General features: G+C 49.5%; 18 protein-coding genes and 1 CRISPR repeat array (1 of these 19 only partly in view). Of the genes, 16 read left to right on the top strand and 2 right to left on the bottom strand.

The window, feature by feature from the left end; all coding sequences use genetic code 11:
* The first annotated feature begins 1 nt into the window (after position 1).
* From LVJ85_RS00780 to LVJ85_RS00790, 3 genes are all read left to right on the top strand, one after another.
* Positions 2 to 1,108, top strand: coding sequence for a DUF6396 domain-containing protein (locus tag LVJ85_RS00780; RefSeq protein WP_370686928.1), 1,107 nt, complete (start codon positions 2 to 4; stop codon positions 1,106 to 1,108).
* A gap of 58 nt (positions 1,109 to 1,166) precedes the next feature.
* A complete protein-coding gene (locus LVJ85_RS00785) occupies positions 1,167 to 2,234 on the top strand; it encodes a DUF6396 domain-containing protein (RefSeq protein ID WP_244740622.1) in 1,068 nt (355 codons plus the stop codon).
* A 103-nt stretch (positions 2,235 to 2,337) separates the two neighbouring features.
* Entirely contained in the window at positions 2,338 to 3,360 is a 1,023-nt protein-coding gene (locus tag LVJ85_RS00790; RefSeq protein WP_370686942.1) for a DUF6396 domain-containing protein, read from the top strand.
* Between the two features lie 92 nt (positions 3,361 to 3,452).
* Here the strand turns inward: LVJ85_RS00790 and ftsX are convergent, their stop codons facing one another.
* Positions 3,453 to 4,367, bottom strand: coding sequence for a permease-like cell division protein FtsX (ftsX, locus tag LVJ85_RS00795; protein ID WP_244740627.1), 915 nt, complete (start codon positions 4,365 to 4,367; stop codon positions 3,453 to 3,455).
* Positions 4,364 to 5,017: a cell division ATP-binding protein FtsE gene (gene ftsE, locus LVJ85_RS00800; RefSeq protein ID WP_085364196.1), complete on the bottom strand. Its 654-nt coding sequence runs from the start codon at positions 5,015 to 5,017 to the stop codon at positions 4,364 to 4,366. The genes ftsX and ftsE overlap by 4 nt, the downstream gene beginning before the upstream one ends.
* A 438-nt stretch (positions 5,018 to 5,455) precedes the next feature.
* Between ftsE and LVJ85_RS00805 the strand changes: the two genes are divergently transcribed.
* From LVJ85_RS00805 to cas2, 13 genes are all read left to right on the top strand, one after another.
* Complete coding sequence (locus LVJ85_RS00805) at positions 5,456 to 5,707, top strand: BolA family protein (protein WP_085364198.1); 252 nt, start codon at positions 5,456 to 5,458, stop codon at positions 5,705 to 5,707.
* Positions 5,708 to 5,915: 208 nt separating this feature from the next.
* Positions 5,916 to 7,940 (top strand): DUF3488 and transglutaminase-like domain-containing protein, encoded by a 2,025-nt coding sequence (locus LVJ85_RS00810; protein ID WP_244740630.1) that lies wholly within the window; start codon positions 5,916 to 5,918, stop codon positions 7,938 to 7,940.
* Position 7,941: 1 nt separating this feature from the next.
* Positions 7,942 to 8,121: a lipoprotein signal peptidase gene (locus tag LVJ85_RS00815; RefSeq protein ID WP_244740632.1), complete on the top strand. Its 180-nt coding sequence runs from the start codon at positions 7,942 to 7,944 to the stop codon at positions 8,119 to 8,121.
* 303 nt (positions 8,122 to 8,424) lie between these two features.
* Positions 8,425 to 8,826, top strand: a complete 402-nt coding sequence (locus LVJ85_RS00820; RefSeq protein WP_244740634.1) for a CRISPR-associated endonuclease Cas3'' — start codon at positions 8,425 to 8,427, stop codon at positions 8,824 to 8,826.
* Positions 8,827 to 8,838: 12 nt separating this feature from the next.
* Positions 8,839 to 11,358 carry a CRISPR-associated helicase Cas3' gene (gene cas3, locus LVJ85_RS00825; RefSeq protein ID WP_244740636.1) on the top strand — a complete coding sequence of 840 codons (2,520 nt, stop codon included), beginning with the start codon at positions 8,839 to 8,841 and terminating at the stop codon, positions 11,356 to 11,358.
* A 197-nt stretch (positions 11,359 to 11,555) separates the two neighbouring features.
* Positions 11,556 to 12,200 carry a type I-C CRISPR-associated protein Cas5c gene (gene cas5c / locus LVJ85_RS00830; protein WP_244740638.1) on the top strand — a complete coding sequence of 215 codons (645 nt, stop codon included), beginning with the start codon at positions 11,556 to 11,558 and terminating at the stop codon, positions 12,198 to 12,200.
* Entirely contained in the window at positions 12,197 to 14,011 is a 1,815-nt protein-coding gene (gene cas8c, locus LVJ85_RS00835) for a type I-C CRISPR-associated protein Cas8c/Csd1 (protein ID WP_244740640.1), read from the top strand. Before cas5c ends, cas8c begins: the two co-directional genes overlap by 4 nt.
* 5 nt (positions 14,012 to 14,016) lie before the next feature.
* Positions 14,017 to 14,868: a type I-C CRISPR-associated protein Cas7/Csd2 gene (cas7c, locus tag LVJ85_RS00840; protein WP_244740642.1), complete on the top strand. Its 852-nt coding sequence runs from the start codon at positions 14,017 to 14,019 to the stop codon at positions 14,866 to 14,868.
* Positions 14,869 to 14,870: 2 nt separating this feature from the next.
* Complete coding sequence (gene cas4, locus LVJ85_RS00845) at positions 14,871 to 15,476, top strand: CRISPR-associated protein Cas4 (protein WP_244740644.1); 606 nt, start codon at positions 14,871 to 14,873, stop codon at positions 15,474 to 15,476.
* A 15-nt stretch (positions 15,477 to 15,491) separates the two neighbouring features.
* Positions 15,492 to 16,409 carry a hypothetical protein gene (locus tag LVJ85_RS00850; RefSeq protein ID WP_244740647.1) on the top strand — a complete coding sequence of 306 codons (918 nt, stop codon included), beginning with the start codon at positions 15,492 to 15,494 and terminating at the stop codon, positions 16,407 to 16,409.
* A 361-nt stretch (positions 16,410 to 16,770) separates the two neighbouring features.
* Positions 16,771 to 17,718 (top strand): IS110 family transposase, encoded by a 948-nt coding sequence (locus LVJ85_RS00855; protein ID WP_244739372.1) that lies wholly within the window; start codon positions 16,771 to 16,773, stop codon positions 17,716 to 17,718.
* Positions 17,719 to 17,942: 224 nt separating this feature from the next.
* On the top strand, positions 17,943 to 18,956 hold the full coding sequence (gene cas1c / locus LVJ85_RS00860; protein WP_244740649.1) for a type I-C CRISPR-associated endonuclease Cas1c: 1,014 nt from the start codon (positions 17,943 to 17,945) through the stop codon (positions 18,954 to 18,956).
* 91 nt (positions 18,957 to 19,047) lie between these two features.
* Positions 19,048 to 19,341, top strand: coding sequence for a CRISPR-associated endonuclease Cas2 (gene cas2 / locus LVJ85_RS00865; protein ID WP_040667137.1), 294 nt, complete (start codon positions 19,048 to 19,050; stop codon positions 19,339 to 19,341).
* 190 nt (positions 19,342 to 19,531) lie between these two features.
* Positions 19,532 to 21,688: direct repeats of the CRISPR family, unit length 32 nt; unit sequence TCAGCCGCCTTCGGGCGGCTGTGTGTTGAAAC (it continues 2,807 nt past the right edge of the window).

Consider the following 21,688-nt stretch of genomic DNA (forward strand, 5'->3'; position numbering starts at 1 on the left):
TATGATTAAGTTGAAAAAATTGTACCCTTTGTTATTTATTGTTACAACTCTAGCTGGTTGTGATTTAACCAAAAATACTATCAAATTAACTAGCGATATTATTAAAGATTCCAAAACAGGAAGCATGATTATGACATCCCGTTCTGAAAAACTAAAAAATCTTGACTTTACCTGCGTAAAAGAACAGTTCCCGCCACTACCACAAGAGGTAGATCAACTATATAAATATGCCCTTTACCACGATTTTAAAAACCGTTGGTTGCCGAAAGAAGGTGTATTAGACCGCTATCTGCCTTATTACCGCATTGCAGCAGCCAACGGTCATTGGCAGGCCAATCTGACTTTGCAGGAGATCCTGCTCAAAAGCAAAGATATCAGCATTTCTACTTCAGAGCGGCGCGGCGAAGGTATTTATTGGAACGAAAAACTGATGAAGATTTTACCGGCCAGTGCGCATTACTGGTGGTCACGCTATATTGCTGTTGGTTACGGCCCTAAGCATGGTTCAGACGATGCGATGATCTATCTGCGTAAGGCTGCTGATTTAGGAAATGCTAAAGCTCAGTTTGCTGTGCGTGAATTGATTATGAAGATTAAAGATAAGGATAGCTTGCAATTTAGGTTGCAAGTTCGTAACAAGTTGCAAGAATGTGCTGCTACTCAACAATTTCCTGATAGTAGTGCTGCCCAGATGGCTGCTGTCACATATGACAATAGAGGAGACTATCAAAAAGCTATGTTTTATAGTCACCAATCTACCAAAGCAGGAAATAGTTCTTCTGCATTGATAATTAGTAGGGCTTTTTATGTTGAGAATGCGAGAAATCGACACAAAGAATGGGGTATTCCAGAAGATAGGGAGCGGGCAAAACGATATGCCATCATTCGTGACTTTCTCGTTCGTCATGGGCATCTAAAACCTGAACTCAATGTCCACGATTTGGATGAAATCGTACCGTTGCCTCCGGCGCAGTTGCCCAAATGGGATGGTAAAATAGCTATTCAGCGTTTTGTAGAAGGCCCGGCACCGGTGAAGCCTTCCGATGAGTTGGTACGCAAATTAGCACAGCAGGCGGGATTGAATCCGCAGACCGGATTGCCTAAATAAGCAAACCAATATCAAGGCCGTCTGAAAAGTTATTTTCAGACGGCCTCTTAAAAGAACCATGAATAAATTATCACAAACCCTATTAGTATCAATGTACTTAGGTATGGCTTACATAGGTCATGCTCAGGCCTGGTCGCTAGGCGACATTTTGCCCGGCCGTTCGCATAAGTTGGACAACCTTGACTTTACCTGTGTAAAAGAAAAATTTCCTCAATTGCCACAGGAAGCAGACCAACTATATAAATATGCCCTTTACCACGATTTTAAAAACCGCTGGTTGCCGAAAGAGGGCGTATTGGATCGCTATCTGCCTTACTACCGTATCGCTGCTGCTAACGGCCATTGGCAGGCCAATTTGACTTTGCAGGAAATCCTGCTGAGAAGCAAAGACATTAATATTTCTACTTCAGAGCGACGCGGTGAAGGCATTTATTGGAACGAAAAGCTGATGAAGGTTTTACCGGCCAGCGCCCATTACTGGTGGTCACGCTATATTGCCGTTGGTTACGGCCCTAAGCACGGTTCGGACGATGCGATGATTTATCTGCGTAAGGCTGCTGATTTGGGAAATGCCAAGGCACAGTTTGAAGTTCGTGAATTAATCATGAAGATAAAGGATAAATCAAGCCTTCCCTTTAGAGTCAAAATTGCTTCTAAAATGGAAGAGTGTGCTGCATTACAGGAATTTCCTGATGGTGATGCTGCCCAAATGGCAGGAGCTGGATATGATAACGATAGTAAGTTTAAAGATGCTATTTATTTCTACCATTTGAGTGCTAAAGCAGGAAAAACTGCCCCAGCACGGTCGATAAGTAAAGCTTTTTATACTGATAATTTGAAAAGTCGTTATAAACAATGGGGTATCCCAGAAGATAAAGAGCGTGCTGCTAGATATCAAAAAATTGCTGATTGGGTTACCCGCCATGCACATCTAAAACCCGAACTCAACGTCCACGATCTGGATGAAATCGTACCGTTACCACCGGCCCAACTACCCAAATGGGACGGTAAAATAGCCATCCAGCGTTTCGTAGAAGGCCCGGCACCGGCGAAACCTTCCGATGAGTTGGTACGCAAACTGGCACAGCAGGCGGGATTGAATCCGCAGACCGGATTGCCTAAATAAGCAAACCAATATCAAGGCCGTCTGAAAAGTTATTTTCAGACGGCCTCTTAAAAGAACCATGAATAAATTATCACAAACCCTATTGATATCAATGTGCTTAGGTATGGCCTACATAGGTCATGCTCAGGCCTGGTCGTTAAACGACATTTTGCCCGGCCGTTCGCCCAAGTTGGACAATCTTGACTTTACCTGTGTAAAAGAGCAGTTTCCTTCGTTGCCTCAGGAAGCAGACCAACTATATAAATATGCCCTTTACCACGATTTTAAAAACCGCTGGTTGCCGAAAGAGGGTGTGTTGGATCGCTATCTGCCTTACTACCGTATTGCTGCCGCCAACGGTCATTGGCAGGCCAATCTGACTTTGCAGGAAATCCTGCTCAAAAGCAAAGATATTAATATTTCTACTTCAGAACGGCGCGGCGAAGGTATTTATTGGAACGAAAAGCTAATGAAGGTTTTACCGGCCAGTGCCCATTATTGGTGGTCACGCTATATTGCTGTCGGTTACGGCCCTAAGCATGGTTCAGACGATGCGATGATTTATCTGCGTAAGGCTGCTGATTTAGGGAATGCCAAAGCTCAGTTTGCGGTACGAGAGTTGATTATGAGAATTCAAGATGATGCTAGTCATCAATTTAGAATACAAATACGCAACAAACTACAAGAATGTGCCGCAACACAACAATTTCCTGATGACGATGCTGCGCAGATGGCAACAGCCGCATATAGAAATTTAAAAGAATATGAAAAAGCTTTGTTTTATTCCCATCAGGGTACTAAGGCGGGGAAAGATTCTTCTGCACAGGTGGCGAGCAAAGCTTTTTATACAGATAATCCCAAAAGCCGCTACAAACAATGGGGTATTCCGGAAGATAAAGAGCGTTCAAGAAGATACAAAATTATTTCTGATTACCTTACTCGTCATGCACATCTAAAACCCGAACTCAACGTCCACGATCTGGATGAAATCGTACCGTTACCACCGGCTCAACTACCCAAATGGGACGGTAAAATAGCTATCCAGCGCTTTGTCGAAGGCCCGGCACCGGCGAAACCTTCCGATGAGTTGGTACGCAAACTGGCGCAGCAGGCGGGGTTGAATCCGCAAACCGGATTGCCTAAATAAGCAAACTTAAATAAGAAATCATAAGAAAGGCCGTCTGAAAAGTTATTTTTCAGACGGCCTTTCCGTTTCATTCAAAAACACTTAAGTGCTTTTTATTTCTTCGCTTTAAACCCCAATAAATGCTGCTGGGTGGCCAGCCATGCGCCGGCGACGCCTAGGGCTGAGACGACTGCGATGATGAGGAGGATTTCCCATGCGTAGAAATAGCGCCAGTCGATGTGCAGGCCGTAGGGTTTGAAGATGCGGTTGATCAGCGGCTGTGAGGCGTTGACGAGCCAGGCGCACAGGGCGAGGCTGACGCCGACGGCTAAGATGCCTTGCCATACGGCTTGGTAGAGGAACGGGCGGCGGATAAATGATGCGGGTGCGCCGAGCAGTTTGGTGATTTCGATTTCTTCTTTGCGGCTCAGAATCTGCAGGCGGATGGTGTTGTGTGCGACCAAAACGAAAGCGACGCTGAGGGTTACGGCGAGGAACCAGAAGATTTTGTGCAGGAAGTCGTTGATTTGGTAGAGGGTTTGCATCCATTCGGTGTCGAGGGTGGCGCTTTCTACCATGGGCAGTTGGTCTAAATCTTGTTTGAGGGCTTCCATTTCCGCGGGCGGTGTGGCGGGGTCGGGGGTAACGATGAATACGTCGGGCAGGGGGTTTTCATCGAGCATGGAAACGAGGTCTTGCCCGCCCATGCTGGTTTGGAGTTCTTCGAGGCCTTTTTGTTTGCCGACGAATTCGCTCTTGGTGATGCGTGTGTCTTTGGCCAGCAGGGATTTGACGGCTTCGGTATCGACTTGGTCGGCGTTAAGTTCCATGTATAGGGTAATTTGGGGCGACTCGTTGAGTTTGCCCAATACGGCCTGCGAGCTTTGTACGCCGAGGTAGAGGGTGAGCGGGAGCGTCATGGCGATGGCGAGCATGACGAGGATCAGCAGGGTGCCGACGGGCTGCTTCCAGAGTTGCTTGATGGCGTTGACGGCGGATTCGAGGTGTAGGGATAGGTAGTGATTCATGATGCAAACCTGCCTTCCTGCAAGCGTAAGATGCGGTGGCCGTAGTCTGCCATCAGGGTTTCGTCGTGGGCGGCCACAATCACGGTGGTGCCTGCTTCGTGGAAGGTTTTGAAGAGTTCCATAATGTCGAGGGCGTAGGCGCGGTCGAGGTTGGCGGAGGGTTCGTCGGCAATCAGGAGGCTGGGTTGGTGGACAACGGCGCGGGCGATGCACAGGCGTTGTTGTTCGCCGCCGGACAGGGTAATGGGGTCGGAGAGTTCGCGTCCGCCCAAGCCGACTTTTTCGATGGCGACACGGGCGCGTTTTTCGGCTTGTTTGGCGTCGTAGCCGATGATGCGCAGGGGCAGCAATACGTTTTGCAATACGTTGCGGTCAAACAGGATTTTGTGGTCTTGGAAGACGATGCCGATGTGCTGGCGCATGAAGCCGATTTGGTTGTCGTTGAGGCTGCCGATGTCTTGGTTGTTCATCCATACTTTGCCTTTGGTGGGCTTGGTGATGCCGGAAATCAGCTTGAGTACGGTGGATTTGCCGGCGCCGGAATGCCCGGCCACGAAAATCATTTCGCCTTTGTCGATTTTGAAGCTGACGTTTTTCAGGGCTTGAAAACCGCCGGGGTAGATTTTGGAAACTTGCTCGAAACGGATCATAGGTTTTCTCGTTGAAGTTGCTGTTCAGACGGCATGGGCCGTCTGAAAAAGAAGGGCGGAAGTCTCAGGCTGAGATTATACCGAATAATGCGCCGTGCTTCAGCCGCGCTCAGGCAGACGGAATATTTTTATTGTGGAGCGGCGTGGCGGGGGTGTTTGTTGTTTTCTGTATGCAGTTTGGGCGGGTGCGGTTTGTTTGCGGCGGGTGGACGGATGTGTGCGTGTGTTGGCGGCGGGGCGGGGCTTGCGGGAGAAAGTTGCTTGGCGGAGGTGTGCGGTTAAGCCGGAAACCGGCCGGTTTGGGTGCTTGGAATGGGGCGGGGTTTGGGCTTGTGTCTGTCGTTTGTTTATGCCTCCCTATATAATGCACACTTATTTTTCAGACGGCCTTGTCTGCCGAGGCCGTCTGAAAGCTGATTTTTGAAAGGAACCTCTGCCATGCTTTCTCCCGAACAAGTAAAAAATATGATTGAAGCCGTAGCCCGCTGCGAATATGTTGCCGTAGAAGGCGACGGCCACCACTTCTTTGCCCAAATCGTGTCGTCTGAATTTGAAGGCAAAGCCCGCCTTGCCCGCCACCGCCTGATTAAAGACGGTTTGGCCGACAAGCTCGCCAGCAATGAATTGCATGCTTTGTCGATTACGACGGCTGCAACGCCTGAAGAATGGGCGGCGAAACAGGGCGGTTAGGCCGTCTGAAAACAGCAGGCAAACACTAAGCATACCGCTGCGGATAAGGCGGTATGCTTTAAAAACACCGACAAACACCGCCGCAGACGATCTGCCCGATGTTGATGATAAAAAACAAAAAATAAAGAGATTACTTCGGCTGCCGTTGTCGGCGAAGGTTTGAAGTCTCGAATAATCAATAATAAACAGCGGTTGCTTAGGCACGAAGATGCACACAACGCAGCCGCACGATAAAACACATTACGTCTCATCTATCATGCTGATTCTCAATCCCGCCTTTCTCCAACAACCGCCGCCGCGCGCCGTTGCGTCTGCCGTGCTGTTTACTTTGCTGTGGGCGGCGCTGCCGCTGGTGTCTTCGCTGCCTGCCGCAGTGGTGGCCGTGTTCGGCGGTATGTGGCTGCTGCGCTTGGTTTTACTGCGGCTGGGTGTGGCCAAGCTGCCGCTGCCGGCATTGGTTTTGCTGATGGTTATCGGCGGCGCGCTGGTGTGGCAGCAGCTCGGCACGGTGATCGGGCGCGACGGCGGGGTGTCGTTTCTGCTGTTGATGGTGATGCTCAAGGCATTCGAAGGCAATACCCGCCGCGACTGGCAGGTGCTGCTGCTGGCCATGCTGTTTTTAATCGGCTCGTCGGTGCTGTTCGACCAAAGCCTGATCATCGGCATATGGCTGCTGCTCGCCTTGCCGATGGCGGGCATATGCTTCGCCGTGCTGTGCGGGTTGAGTGTTAAAGAAGCGGCCAAACACACCGGCCAAGCCCTGCTGCTTACCCTGCCGCTGACTGCCGTGTTGTTTGTGGCGGTGCCGCGTTTGAACGAACCTTTATGGCGCATTCCCCAGCCCCAGCAGGGGCAGGCCAAAACCGGTTTGTCCGATTCGATGGAGCCGGGCAGCATCAGCAATCTGGTGCAGAGCGACGAATGGGTGGCGAACATTACCTTTTCAGACGGCCTCAAGCCGCAGCGCAGCGATATGTATTGGCGCGCCATCATCATGGCCGACTTTGACGGCACCCGCTGGCGCGCGCTCGACAACACCTATATAGACGAAGCCCGCACCGCCACCAACCCCGCGCGCACCGTCGAATATCAAATGATTATCCGCGACCAAAACGGCGCGCTGCCCGCTTTAGACTACCCCGTCGGCTCATTGCCCGACAGCCTCACCAAACGCATGGGACAGATTGTACGCACCCACCGCAGCCGCGAAGGTTTGCGCCGCATTACCTTGCAGGCATCGTTAAGCGACACCCTGCCCCACAAGCTCACCGAAGGCGAACGGGTTTTCTACACCCGCCTGCCCGAAGGCAACCCGAAAACCCGCCTGCTTGCCGATGCCCTAGCCAAACAATCCGCCGGCGCACGTCAGTTTATCGACAAAGTGCTGCATCACTACCGCAGCAAAAAATTCAGCTACACCCTGCAACCGCCGCGCACGCCCGGGCGCAACGGCATCGACGAATTCATGTTCCGCACGCAGCAAGGCTTTTGCGAACACTACGCGCAGAGTTTCGTCGTGATGATGCGCGCCGCAGGATTGCCCGCACGGGTGGTAACCGGCTATCAAGGAGCCGAATACAACGAACAAGCCGGATTCTGGCAAATCCGTTCCAAAGACGCACACGCATGGGCGGAAGTGTGGCTGCCGCAAGAACAAGCATGGCTGCGTGTCGATCCCACCGCCCCCGTCTCCTCCGTGCGCGCCGAAAGCGGCATCAGCCAAGCCCTGCCCGAAGCCGAACGCAAAATGGTTTCAGACGGCCACAGCCTCTTCGCCCGCTGGCGCGATACCGGCCAATTTTACTGGCAGCAATGGGTGGTGAACTACGACCAAAGCAAACAAAACAACCTCTTCGAACTGCTCGGCTTGGGCGGATTCAACTGGAAAACCCTGCTGCTGGTGCTGCCCGCAGGCATGGCACTGGCGTTGCTGCCCCTGCTGAAATGGTGGTTCGGCAACCGCAGTTGCGAACGCGACTACTTAAACGAAGGCTTCACACAACTCAAAACCGCCTTGCTGGGCGAAGAAGACGAAACCGCCCCCGCCGTGAGCGCAGGCGAACTGCAAAAACTGCTCAACAGCAACGGCATCGAAAGCCCCGAACTCACCCGCCTGCTCAAACAATACGAACACTGGCTCTACGCCGCCGACCGCCCGACATTGCGCACCCAAAAACGCTGGTACCGCGCAGCAAAGAAAGCCGCCAAAAAGCAATACCGGCAGCAACATTAGTTTGCTAGGGTTCATACAACAGAGGCCGAGACCTTTGCAAAACCCCCATCTGCGGCGCATTTCTGCGTTGTGCGCTGCTCGCTCGTTTGCCTATCTATATGATATGTCTGCACTCGCTGCGCTGCTACGCCTTGAACTGCATCCACATCTGAGGGTTTTGCAAAGGTCTCAGGCCGTCTGAAAACAGCTTTAACTTGATCGAAGCGATGTTTTCAGACGGCCTCTTTTTTGTAGTGAAAGGGAGTGCAAAATTTTAAACCGTTATGATATATTTCTCACTTGGTAGTTAATGCAGAAATAATAAAAATACATTGGAGAATGTCTGTGGATACTCGGCTTATCCGAACTTACTACGCCCATTCCGCCGAAAACCGGCCTGAACAAAAACGGCAAACCTTGCAAAGCCTTTTCTCTAACTATGAAGAGATGGCGTCAAGGTTTGCCGCTTTTTTATGCAAATTTAACTTAATTAGGAAGAAGATGAATGGCTGAACATTTTATTGCCCACGTCCGCCGTTCCGATAATACGCCTCAATCTGTGGCCACCCATCTTACCGAAACTGCTGCGATTGCTAAGCTGTTGGCTGGGAAATTAGGCTTGGATCTGTCGGGTGAACTATTGGGATTAATGCATGACTTCGGCAAGTATTCTTTGAAATTCCAGAAATACATTCACGATGCCACGGGTTTGATTAATCCGGACTTGGACGAAGAAGAAAGTACGCCGGGTGGTGTGAAAGTAGATCACTCAACTGCCGGTGCGCAATGGGTTTATTGCCGTTTGAAGCAGTTTGGCGTTCGTCAGGGTGGAGGGGAGTTATGCGGGCAGATGCTGGGGCTATGTATTGCTTCTCATTATGGTATCGCTTTGGTAGTAGATAAGTAAGGAATATGGTGGATGCCGATGAAAGTATTTATGGCGCATGTGCGCGTTAGCGATATCGACAAGTTTCAAATTCATGATGTCAGAAAACATTTGCAAAAAGTAGCCAAGCTTGCCGCTCAATTTGCTGGTGAGCGAGGGAGAGTCTTTGCTCACTATGCAGGTCTGCTGCATGATTTAGGCAAGTTTCAAGCGGCTTTTCAGGATTATATTGAAAGAGTCAGTGGCTTTAAGAAAGAAGATGCTCATCTAGAAAACTTGGAGGAAAGGGGAGTAGCAGCCAAGATTTCGCACTCGACGGCGGGTGCCAAGTATGCGGTGGGGGCTTTTGATCCATTTTTTGGGCACTTATTGGCGTATTTGATTGCTGGACATCATGCGGGTTTGGCAGATTGGAATGATAAAGGGGGCTTAAAGCATCGTTTACAACAGGCGGATCAGGAATTAGAGAGTGCGTTGCTGGGAGCAAGAGAAGCTGGATTTGATGAGGAAATCCAAAATCTTTCCGATGATGATCTGTTGGCAGATTTTCAGTCGTTTTTTGCGGAAAACGACAAAATTTTAGCCGAACTTCATGTCTGGATTCGGTTTTTGTTTTCTTGTTTGGTGGATGCCGATTTCTTGGATACCGAAGCGTTTATGAATGGCTATGCGGATGCGGAGATGGCAAGGCAAGCCGGCCTGCGACCAAGTTTTCCTGAGTTGTCGGAGTTGCATAGTCGCTATCAGGCGTATATGGAAGCATTGGCAGCAACGACTGATAAGACTTCTGTACTCAACCAGGAACGCAATCAAATTTTGATGCAATGTTTTCAGGCGGCTGAATGGAATGAGTCATTTTTTGGTTTGACGGTGCCAACTGGTGGCGGCAAGACTTTGGCCAGCCTCGGTTTTGCACTCAAGCATGCATTGAGGTTTAATAAAAGACGCATTATTTATGCGATTCCGTTTACCAGTATTATTGAACAAAATGCCAATGTATTTCGCAAGGTGTTGGGTGATGAGGTGGTGCTGGAGCATCACAGCAATCTGGAGGTGGATGAAAAAAAGGAAACGGCACGCAATCGTCTTGCTGTTGAAAATTGGGATGCGCCACTGATTGTGACCACCAATGTGCAATTGTTTGAAAGCCTTTTTGCTGCTCGTCCCAGTCGTTGCCGGAAAATCCATAATATTGCTGACAGTGTGGTGATTTTAGATGAGGCGCAGCAAATTCCACGGCCATTCCAAAAACCGATTACAGATGTGATGCGAGTGTTGGCGCGTGATTATGGCGTGACGTTTGTGCTGTGTACCGCTACACCGCCCGAGTTAGGTAAGGACGTCGATGTTTTTGGAAGAGTTTTATTGGAGGGGTTGCCGCAGGTTTACGAAATCATTGCGGATAAAGCTGCATTGGCAAAGCGTTTGCAGCGTGTTCGCATTAGGCTACCTGAAAAAGATGATCCCAAGAAAAGCTGGCAACAGGTTGGTGATGAAATTGCCGAGCGCAATTGCGTGCTGGCTGTGGTCAACACGCGCAAACATGCTCGTAAGTTGTTTGCCGCCCTGCCTGCAGATGGCATCAAGCTGCATTTGTCTGCCAATATGTGTGCCGCACATCGGGCGGAAGTAATTGCTCTGATTCGCCGCTATTTGCAGCTTTATGGCGATGGCAAACTTGCGCAACCGCTTTGGGTGGTCAGTACGCAGCTGATTGAGGCAGGTGTCGACTTGGACTTTCCGGTGGTTTATCGCGCCATGGCAGGTTTGGATAGCATTGCGCAGGCGGCTGGGCGCTGCAATCGCGAAGGAAAGCTGCCGGGTTTGGGAGAGGTGGTGGTGTTCCGAGCAGAGGAGGGTGCGCCCAGTGGCAGTTTGAAACAAGGACAGGACATTACCGAGGAAATGCTGGCGGCAGGTTGGTTGAACGATCCCTTATCGCCCGATGCATTTGCAGAATATTTTCGACGTTTCAATAAGAAAGGGGAGCGTGATCAGCACGGAATTTCCACATATCTGATGATGGAGCAACCCAGCGAACAAAATCCATTGGCTATTAAATTCCGTACCGCCGCAGAAAAATTCCGTTTGATTGATGGTCAAGGCGTGGCTCTGATTGTGCCGTTTATTCCTTTAGTTTGGGAGGAAAGAGAAAACCTCCCTAACATCGTTAAGACACATGAACTGCCTGAATTTTTTAAACATTGCCTGGACGGGGTGCCGGTTGATGAGTGGGAAGACATATTAAAAAAACGGCGCTGTCCATCTACTCTCGATGAACACTTCGGAAAAACGGATAAACCACCTTTACCCGAGCCGTTTGAGACATGGTTATCGTATTTGGAAAGTGATCCACTAAAGTACAAATGGGTATACCGCAAGTTGCAGCGCCACACGATTACCGTACATGAAAACGAGTTGAAAAAGCTGCCGGTAAATGCTGTGGTGGAACGGGCAGGGTTATTGGTGCTGGACGTCGGATATTATGATGAGGTGCTTGGAGCAAGTATGGATGACAATTGGTTGATGTCTCCTGAGTGTTCTGTTATGTAAAGGAAACGCCCCTAATTGGGAAGGGGCGTTTTTTATCATGGAATATTCCAAAATACGTTCATGGTTTCAACACACATTTTCATGCAAGGAAAATGAATCAACATTGTACAGGTGACATCAATAAGCCACAAATTGTGTTTGACAGGTATGGTTACGTTTGAATGATATACATTCATGGAATTAAAAGGAGAAGGGTAATGAGCTTTATTCTAGAAGTCAGCGGTGATTTTGCCTGCTTTACCAGGCCGGAGCTCAAGGTAGAGCGTGTCAGCTATCCGGTGATTACGCCTTCGGCTGCGCGCAATATTCTAATGGCCATCTTATGGAAACCGGCTATCCGTTGGCGGGTGTTGAAGATTGAAATATTGAAGCCGATTCAGTGGGTCAATATTCGCCGTAACGAAGTGGGCAGTAAAATGAGCGAGCGTAGTCAGGGTTTGTATATCGAAGATAGCAGGCAACAGCGTGCATCAATGCTGTTGCGCGATGTGGCCTATCGCATTCATGCCGATTTCGATATGACCGATGAAGTGGGGCAGGGTGATAATCGTAAAAAGTTTGTAGAAATGTTCGAACGCCGTGCAATAAAAGGACAATATTTTCATCAGCCTTATCTCGGATGTCGGGAGTTTCCTTGTAATTTTAGATTATTGGAAAAAGCGGAAGACGGACTGCCACGTGAAGACATTACCCAGGATTTCGGCTTTATGCTGTATGACATGGATTACAGTAAATCCGATCCGCGCGATTCCAATCGCGCCGAGCCAATGTTTTATCAATGCAAGGCCGAGCATGGCGTCATTATTGTGCCGCCTGCCGGTAGTGAGGAGGTGAAGCGATGATGCTTCATGCCTTGACTCGCTATTATCAGCGTAAAGCCGTTTCAGAAGGTGGAGTGGCTCCGGAAGGATTTGAGAAAAAAGAGATTCCCTTTGTAATTGTTCTCGATAGACATGGACGCTTCATCCAGTTGGAAGATACTCGTGAAGCGAGAGGTAAAAAAAAGGTTGGCCGTGCTTACTTGGTGCCCAAGGCTTCTGCGCGCAGTGGCTCCAAATCCTACGAAACCAGCAATGTTTTGTGGGATCACTATGGGTATGTGTTGGCTGCAGCCAAGGAAGTTGACGGCATAGCCAAAAAAATGCCGGATGCGGCGGCGGCTGAGGCTGAAAAAAACCGTATATTGGCAGATAACCAGCATGCAAGTTTTGTGGCCAAGGTTGATGAGCTGAAAGAAGCGTTGCCGGATGATTTTGGTATTGCGGCAGTGGCTACGTTTTTGGCATCGACGGAAGAAAAAACAAAGGTTTTCCAATCGGAAAATTGGGCTGAGTGCTTGAAAATCAAAGGCTGTAATTTGAGTTTCCGTCTAGTTGATGAGGTTTCGGCTTTGGTTTGCCAATCAAAAGCCTTGCAAAATTACTTGGCGGCAGAGAAGGAAGGAGAGGAGAGTGACCAGCAGGAAGGAATTTGCTTGGTTACCGGTCAGAAGGCGCCGATTGCTCGCCTGCATTCGTCCATCAAGGGGGTAAATGCCAAGCCGTCTCCTTTTGCTTCGGTTAATTTGGCGGCTTTTGAGTCGTACGGTAAGGCGCAGGGATTTATTTTTCCTGTCGGCGAGCAGGCGATGTTTGAATACACCACTGCGCTCAATATGCTGCTCGCCAGTGATAACCGCTTTCGTATTGGTGATGTGACCGTCGTGTGCTGGAGCGAAAAACCCACGCCTTTGGAGAGTCGGGTTGCTTTCATGATTAATGGCGGCGGCAAAGACAATCCCGACGCGCATATCGACGAAGTGAAGTCGCTTTATAAGAGCTTGCTCAACGGAAAATATACTGAGCCGAATGCCAAGGACAAGTTTTACCTGTTGGGTTTGTCGCCGAACGCGGCGCGGATTGTAGTACGTTTCTGGCATGAGACCACGGTAGCAGCATTGTCGGAAAATATTGTCCGCTGGTATGACGATTTGCAGATGGTGCGCGGCGAAAAATCACTTTATCCCGAGTTTATGCCGTTAATGCGCTTGCTGTGCAATTTGGTATTGGAAGGCAAGGCGGAAAATTTGCCGCCGGATTTGATTGCACAGGTTACCCAAAGCGCTTTAAGTAATCGTCCGTTGCCAGTTAGCCTGTTGCAAATCGCTTTGCGCCGTAACAAGGCCGAGCAAAAAGTAACTTATGGACGAGCATCATTGATTAAGGCTTATTTAAACCGCGCTGTCCGGGCGGGTAGTTTGAAAAACATGAAGGAGTTGACAATGAGTTTAGACCGAGAAAGAGGGGATATTGGTTATGTACTTGGGCGGTTGTTTGCCGTACTGGAGAAAGCTCAGGGGGAGGCCAATCCAAATTTGAATGCCACCATCGGCGACCGCTATTTTGGTTCGGCCAGTAGCACGCCTGTCGCAGTATTCGGCACATTGATGCGCTTGGTGCCGCACCATTTGAGCAAGCTCGAACATGAAGGCCGTGCTGTGCAGCTGAAATGGGAAATTCGGCAGATTTTAGATCAATGTCAACACTTTCCCAGCCATCTCAATCTCGAACAACAAGGTTTGTTCGCTATTGGTTATTACCATGAAACCCAATTTTTATTTACCAAAGATGCTTTGAAAGATCTGTTCAACCAAGCCAAATCTGCTAAGGAGTGATTCAAATGACTATTGAAAAACGTTACGACTTTGTTTTTTTGTTTGATGTACAAGACGGTAATCCCAATGGAGACCCCGATGCAGGAAATTTGCCGCGCATCGATCCTGAAACTGGCATGGGTTTGGTTACTGATGTTTGCCTGAAACGCAAAGTGAGAAATTTTGTGCAAATGACACAAAGCCCGGAGCAGCACGATATTTTTATCCGCGAAAAAGGGATTTTGAATAACCTGATTGACGAAGCGCATGAGCAAGATAACGTTAAAAGCAAAGAAAAAGGCGAAAAAACCGAGGCTGCCCGTCAATATATGTGCAAGCGTTACTACGATATCCGTACCTTTGGCGCGGTAATGACCACCGGCAAAAATGCTGGCCAGGTGCGCGGCCCTGTGCAGCTTACCTTCTCGCGCTCCATTGATCCTATTATCACGCTGGAGCATAGCATCACCCGCATGGCTGTGACCAACGAAAAGGATGCCAGCGCAACCGGTGATAACCGCACCATGGGACGCAAATTCACCGTGCCTTATGGCCTCTATCGTTGTCACGGCTTCGTCTCTGCCCATTTTGCCAAGCAAACCGGCTTCAGCGAAGCAGACCTAAACCTGTTTTGGGATGCGCTGATCAATATGTTTGATCATGATCATTCCGCCGCGCGCGGGCAAATGAACGCACGTGGTCTGTATGTCTTCGAGCATAGCAGCAGCTTGGGTGATGCGCCTGCCGATAGCCTCTTCAAGCGTATTCAAGTAGCCAAAAAAGAAGGTGTCAACGTTGCCCGCAGTTTTGATGACTACACGGTAAGCGTCAATGAGCAAGATCTGGCGGCCACCAAGTTATACCGCAAACTCGGTTAACCATGCGTTCCATCCCGCTCTCCGCCCTGCAACACTACGCCTTTTGTCCGCGCCAGTGTGCTTTGATTCATAACGAACAAGTATGGGCGGAGAATTTTTTGACCGCACAAGGTCGTGCGTTGCATGAGCGGGTGGATGGCGGCGAGCCGGAAACCCGCAAGGGCGTGCGCCTCGAGCGCAGCGTGCATGTGTCGGCGGAAAATTTGGGCGTGCACGGCGTGCTGGATATGGTCGAGCGCGATATTCAGACAGGCCGTCTGAAACCCGTCGAATACAAACGCGGCAAACCCAAGCCCGAACCGTTCGACGAAATCCAGCTCTGCGCCCAAGCCCTGTGCCTGGAGGAAATGACCGGGCAAACGGTAGCAGAGGGAGCTTTGTGGTACATGCAAACCCGCCACCGCGTGCCGATTGTATTTTCAGACGGCCTCAGGGCGGAAACGCTGCATACCATCGCACAAGTGCGCGGGCTTTTGGAAAGCGGCATCACTCCGCCGCCGGAATACGGAAAACGCTGCAAAGCCTGTTCGTTGATTGAGGTTTGCCAGCCGAAATTGATGGAGAGGGATCGGTCGAAAAGGTATGTGGCAGGGTTGTTTGGGGAATAAGAGGAATGCAATTTTATGAATGGTCAATTAATAGTAGATAGTTTTGCAATAGATAAATTAGTTACAGAAATGAAAGAGTTAATTTCATTTTATGAAGAACATTTTGACTACAAAAAAATCAGAAGCTCCAAGATCCAAAAATGGATTGACTGTGTGGGTAATCCTAACGTTAAAAACGTGGATAAGTTTGAGTATTTTTTTCAGCTTAGACAATATGTTAGGGCAATGCAAACTTTTAAAAACAAATCCGATGTAATCAAAAAAGATACTATTACAAAAATGTTATCTGGTGGTCAGGGTAGCAAAAATGATAGGTCTAGTGATTATTTTTTTGAAATTGATATGGCTAGAAGATTCATCAATAGAGAAGATTTTGAAGATATAAACTTAAATGAGAATACAGATATTATTTTTAAAAGCTCTTGCTGTGATGCTGAAATTTTTGTTGAATGTAAAAATATAAATTCAGATAAATCTTTTGAGGAAAATATAAGAAAAGCAAATAAACAGCTTGAATTAAAGTTAAATGCAAATAAAGGCTTGGGAGTTATCGCTGTTAATTTATCAAATGTATTTGATGTTGCAGAATATCGTAAATTGCTTTCCCCTGTTATGGATACTTTTATCAAGCATTATGAGGCTATTGGGCGGGAAGAGATTGATATTCTTTCAGATAGAAATTTTCAACAAATTTTTTCTGCCATGCTGCAAGGGTTGATGGAATTGGAATTTAGAAAGATGTTCCAAAAGTTTGAGAATAACGATTATAAGTTTCATGGCCGTGTGCTTGGAATATTTTATCAAGTAGAAGTTATGATCCCTATGCGTAGTGTAGATGGTTTTTTTATCGTAAGGATGGCCACATATTATACTTTTTCTAGTAACAAGGAATTGGAAAATTTTATTTTCCACTCATTGGCAATAGGTGTTTAGATAAGATAATAAGCTCGCGGAAGTTGGATACTTGTATCTGATAACTGTTGATATTCCCAATAGCAAGCGTAGGGTGTGTGCCCTTGGACACGCACGTGCAGATGGTTTATCTACTACTGTTTGAGAGTCTGATTTTTTCAGACGGCCTTATAGAGTCGTTAACGACAAAACGCGTGCGTGGCTGCGCCACACACCCTTGTATGTTGAAACTAATGTACCATGGCAAGCAAACAGGCCGTCTGCCTCCGAACACACCCTTGGGCTTCCGCACCCGTATTGTAGCCAAACGAGCAGACGGCCAATCATCAACACAACCGAACAGTTGCAAGACCCTACAACCGAATACAAGGATGGTTTATTGATGAGCACCCAAAATTATGGCGGCATAGACGTAGCCAAAAAGAACTTCGTCATCGGTATTACCGGTAAGGCCAAAACCAAAACCGAAACCAATAATGCCAAAGGTTTCCAACATACCGTCGACTATTTGCGCAAACACAATGTCGATTTGGTTGTACTGGAAAGTACCGGCGGGTTAGAAATCCCTCTAGCCAAAGCGTTGCACCATGCAGGATTGCGTGTTGTCATCGCCAACCCACGCCAAACACATTCCTATTCCCAATCTTTTTCTTTAGGCAAAACCGATGCCAAAGACGCTAAAATGTTGGCCGATTTCGCCCAAGCCATCGAGACTAAAGGATTGGTGGGCGATATGCGCTATATTCCGCCTTCTACCGAAGAAGAAACGCTCGAAGCCTTGGTCAAACGCCGCAGCCAGTTGGTAGAGATGCGAGCGGTGGAGAAGAACCGCCACCATCAGATTCACGAGAGCCAAAAGCAGAGCGTTGCAGACCTTATCCGTCACTTTGACCGCCTAATCACCGATCTAGATAAACAAATCGACAGGTACGGTGGTGGTTTCAATGAAAAGGGAGATACTGTCTGCTCAATTAAAGGCGTGGGCAAAAATATCTGCGCCACCTTAATGGCGATGCTGCCCGAATTGGGAAAACTATCGCACAAACGCATTGCTATGCTGGTAGGTGTGGTGCCGCCACCCAATGAAAGCGGGGAATCCAAAACCAAGACAGGTTGTATTGGCGGCAGAATGGCAGTACGTAATGCGCTGTATATGGCGGCCTTAACCGCCAGCCGTTTTGAACCGAAGATTAAGGCGTTTTACGAACGGCTAACGCAACGCGGAAAACCGTTCAAAGTAGCCATCAATGCGTGTATGCACAAACTGCTGCGTATTCTGAATGCCCGGGTAAGGGATTACCTGCATTCAAACAACCTGCAATGCGCTTAATTACCTGTGTTTGCTGTTGCTGACCGACGGGTTGGTAACACAGTTGCTACGAGTGTCAGATTAGTTCATATACTTACATATCTGACAAATGTTTGATATTACTGTTGTCTTTAATTATTGCGGTAATCTTGAAAATGTCGGATTCAAGAATCCGACCTACCCTGTTTCAGGTAGCCTAAGCATCAATCCCTAAGAGTGCGCTCAAAATCCGAGGAGTTTTTATAATGCGCAAACTTCAAAACACGCTCTACATCACCACCCAAGGTAGTTATCTGCATAAGGAGCGGGAAACGCTGGTGGTGGAGCAGGAGCGCAAGAAGGTGGCGCAGTTGCCGGTGCATGCGATCGGGCATATTTTTTGTTTCGGTAACGTGTTGGTGTCGCCTTTTTTGATGGGGTTTTGCGGTGAAAACAATGTGAATCTGGCGTTTTTTACCGAGAACGGGCGGTTCTTGGGGCGTTTGCAGGGGCGGCAGAGCGGTAATGTGTTGTTGCGGCGGGCGCAATATCGGCTGTCAGAGCAAAATCCCGTACCGATTGCGCAGCATATTATTGCGGCGAAGATTCAGTCGGCCAAGCGGGTGTTGCAGCGGCGTTTGCGCAATCATGGCGAGCATGCGGAGGTGCAGGCGGCGGTAACGGCGTTGAATTTCAGTTTGCAGCAACTGAAGCGGGCAGAGTGTTTGGACAAGGTTCGCGGGATTGAGGGCGATGCGGCGGCGCGTTATTTCGGGGTGTTCCGGCATTTGCTTGCGGAGAAAAGCGGTTTTGATTTTGACGGCCGCAACCGCCGTCCGCCGCGTGATGGGGTGAATGCGCTGCTGTCTTTTGTGTACAGCATTTTGGGCAAAGACATCAGCGGCGCGTTGCAGGGCGTGGGCTTGGATCCGCAGGTGGGTTTTCTGCATGCCGACCGACCGGGACGCGACAGTTTGGCGCAGGATATTTTGGAGGAATTCCGCGCGTGGTGGGTGGACAGGATGGTGCTTTCCCTGATTAACCGCGGGCAAATCAAGCCACAGGATTTTGTGCATGAGGCCAGCGGCGCGGTGAATATCAAACCCGAAGCGCGCAAACTGGTTTTTCAGGCTCTTCAGGCGAAAAAGCAGGAGAAGATTATCCATCCGTTTTTGCAAGAAGACGTGGAAATCGGCCTGTTGCCGTATATTCAGGCGATGCTGCTGGCGCGGCATCTGCGCGGGGATTTGGCGGAGTATCCGCCGTTTTTGATGCGTTGAGTTTTTCAGACAGGCATTTTCAGACGGCCTTTCGGGTAATCTTGGAGGCCGTCTGAAATGCCTGTCTGAAAAATGGATAAGGGGAAATAGTGTGTTGATGTTGATTACTTATGATATTTCGCTGGAAGACGCGGCAGGGCAGGCGAGGCTGCGGCGCATCGCCAAACATTGCTTGGATTACGGCGTGCGCGTGCAATATTCGGTATTCGAGTGCGACGTAACGCCTGATCAGTGGGTAAAACTGAAGGCCAAATTGCTCGACACTTACCAGCCCGAAACCGACAGCCTGCGCTTTTACCATCTGGGTAGCAAATGGCGGCGAAAGGTGGAACATCACGGCGCGAAGGCGGCGGTGGATGTGTTTCAGGATACGCTGATCGTGTGAATCGCTAACCCGTGGTTCTCATGAAAATGCGGGGTGGTTAGCGATGCAGGATTGTTCTTTAACAATCAGGAAATTAGGAAAGCGGGTGTGGCGGAATAAGGCTGTGTTATACTCGCTTTTCGCGTTTTCGGAGAGTTTTAGCGAATCAGGGCCGTGCAAGCCTTGATGGATAAAGGTTTCCGAGAAGGCTTCAGCCGCCTTCGGGCGGCTGTGTGTTGAAACAGTCAATCTTGCACCAAGCGCAATCATTTGCTTTTTCAGCCGCCTTCGGGCGGCTGTGTGTTGAAACAAAACATTGGAAACCGACACGATAGCCCATACATCAGCCGCCTTCGGGCGGCTGTGTGTTGAAACCTGTTACAACCCTCAGTCTTGCCCTCAGGGACTTTCAGCCGCCTTCGGGCGGCTGTGTGTTGAAACCTGTTACAACCCTCAGTCTTGCCCTCAGGGACTTTCAGCCGCCTTCGGGCGGCTGTGTGTTGAAACATGGCCTGCCCAATCTGATGCTTAAAGACGGCGGTCAGCCGCCTTCGGGCGGCTGTGTGTTGAAACAGGTGTCATGCTTAAATGCTCCTGTTGTTGATATCAGCCGCCTTCGGGCGGCTGTGTGTTGAAACTCGGCATCAACACTTCTTTTTCGCTGCGCCCGTATTCAGCCGCCTTCGGGCGGCTGTGTGTTGAAACAACGGCATATTTTTTTAGATATGGCTCAACGGCGTCAGCCGCCTTCGGGCGGCTGTGTGTTGAAACAAAAGTGCCTGAATATGTAGCCGAACTCGAAACACTCAGCCGCCTTCGGGCGGCTGTGTGTTGAAACCATTTAATCGTAAACACCCGTGAAGATATAAGACGTCAGCCGCCTTCGGGCGGCTGTGTGTTGAAACATTGTGATTGTTTTAACAAAACTCGTTTTATGGCTCAGCCGCCTTCGGGCGGCTGTGTGTTGAAACCAGCATACTCTTTATGAATCTTTTTAGCCAATTCGTCAGCCGCCTTCGGGCGGCTGTGTGTTGAAACCACGGTTTCGCAGCCGGAAAGGTTCGGCATCGTTTCAGCCGCCTTCGGGCGGCTGTGTGTTGAAACAGACGCGCCGGAAATGGCGTTAAACACCACTTCCTCAGCCGCCTTCGGGCGGCTGTGTGTTGAAACTCTTGACTTCTAATAAGCTATGTTAATAGAATCACGTCAGCCGCCTTCGGGCGGCTGTGTGTTGAAACGATAGACCAAGTTGTTGAGCGTCGAAGCAACGGCTCAGCCGCCTTCGGGCGGCTGTGTGTTGAAACAAACGCACTGTATGCCGACGCTCCGCCTGCTGCATTTCAGCCGCCTTCGGGCGGCTGTGTGTTGAAACCAGCTATGTTCTTTATCAGGCCGTCTGAAAAAGTTCAGCCGCCTTCGGGCGGCTGTGTGTTGAAACAAGCCGTTTTGTACGCGTGTACGAAAAAGGCAAGCTCAGCCGCCTTCGGGCGGCTGTGTGTTGAAACGAGCGCAAAGGCGGCGGCCATGTCGGCTTAGTCGTCAGCCGCCTTCGGGCGGCTGTGTGTTGAAACGTTCGGCCACGTCTTCGCACGGCAAACGTGAGGCTCAGCCGCCTTCGGGCGGCTGTGTGTTGAAACAGCAATGTGAAACTAAAATGCGTATCGCTGAAATCAGCCGCCTTCGGGCGGCTGTGTGTTGAAACAACAAACAGCTCATCTTTGCTACTCGAACCTTCATCAGCCGCCTTCGGGCGGCTGTGTGTTGAAACTATCAATACGCCAGCCTTCGGGAATCGGGAAACGCTCAGCCGCCTTCGGGCGGCTGTGTGTTGAAACAGGAAGTCCATAGGTAAGGCGTGGTATGCTTTGGCCGTCAGCCGCCTTCGGGCGGCTGTGTGTTGAAACTATAAGGCATGTTGGGAAATGTCTTTGCATGGTGTCAGCCGCCTTCGGGCGGCTGTGTGTTGAAACCGCATTTGCGTGAGCGATAGCGGGCAGGGCAGTAGTCAGCCGCCTTCGGGCGGCTGTGTGTTGAAACATCTTCATGAGCGCTGCCCCCCGCGCTGCTCGCAATCAGCCGCCTTCGGGCGGCTGTGTGTTGAAACCCCGATGATGCTTTGAACATACTCTATATAGCGGGTCAGCCGCCTTCGGGCGGCTGTGTGTTGAAACCGAAACCTTTTATTTTTCGGGCGTTTTCAACACTCAGCCGCCTTCGGGCGGCTGTGTGTTGAAACTAATCAGTTCCTGCGAGCTGCCTTGAATATCAAATCAGCCGCCTTCGGGCGGCTGTGTGTTGAAACTCGATACGGTATTCCGTGCTGTCTGTTTCTATGGTGTCAGCCGCCTTCGGGCGGCTGTGTGTTGAA

The organism is Neisseria sp. Dent CA1/247 (assembly GCF_022870825.1).
Lineage (GTDB): Bacteria > Pseudomonadota > Gammaproteobacteria > Burkholderiales > Neisseriaceae > Neisseria > Neisseria zoodegmatis.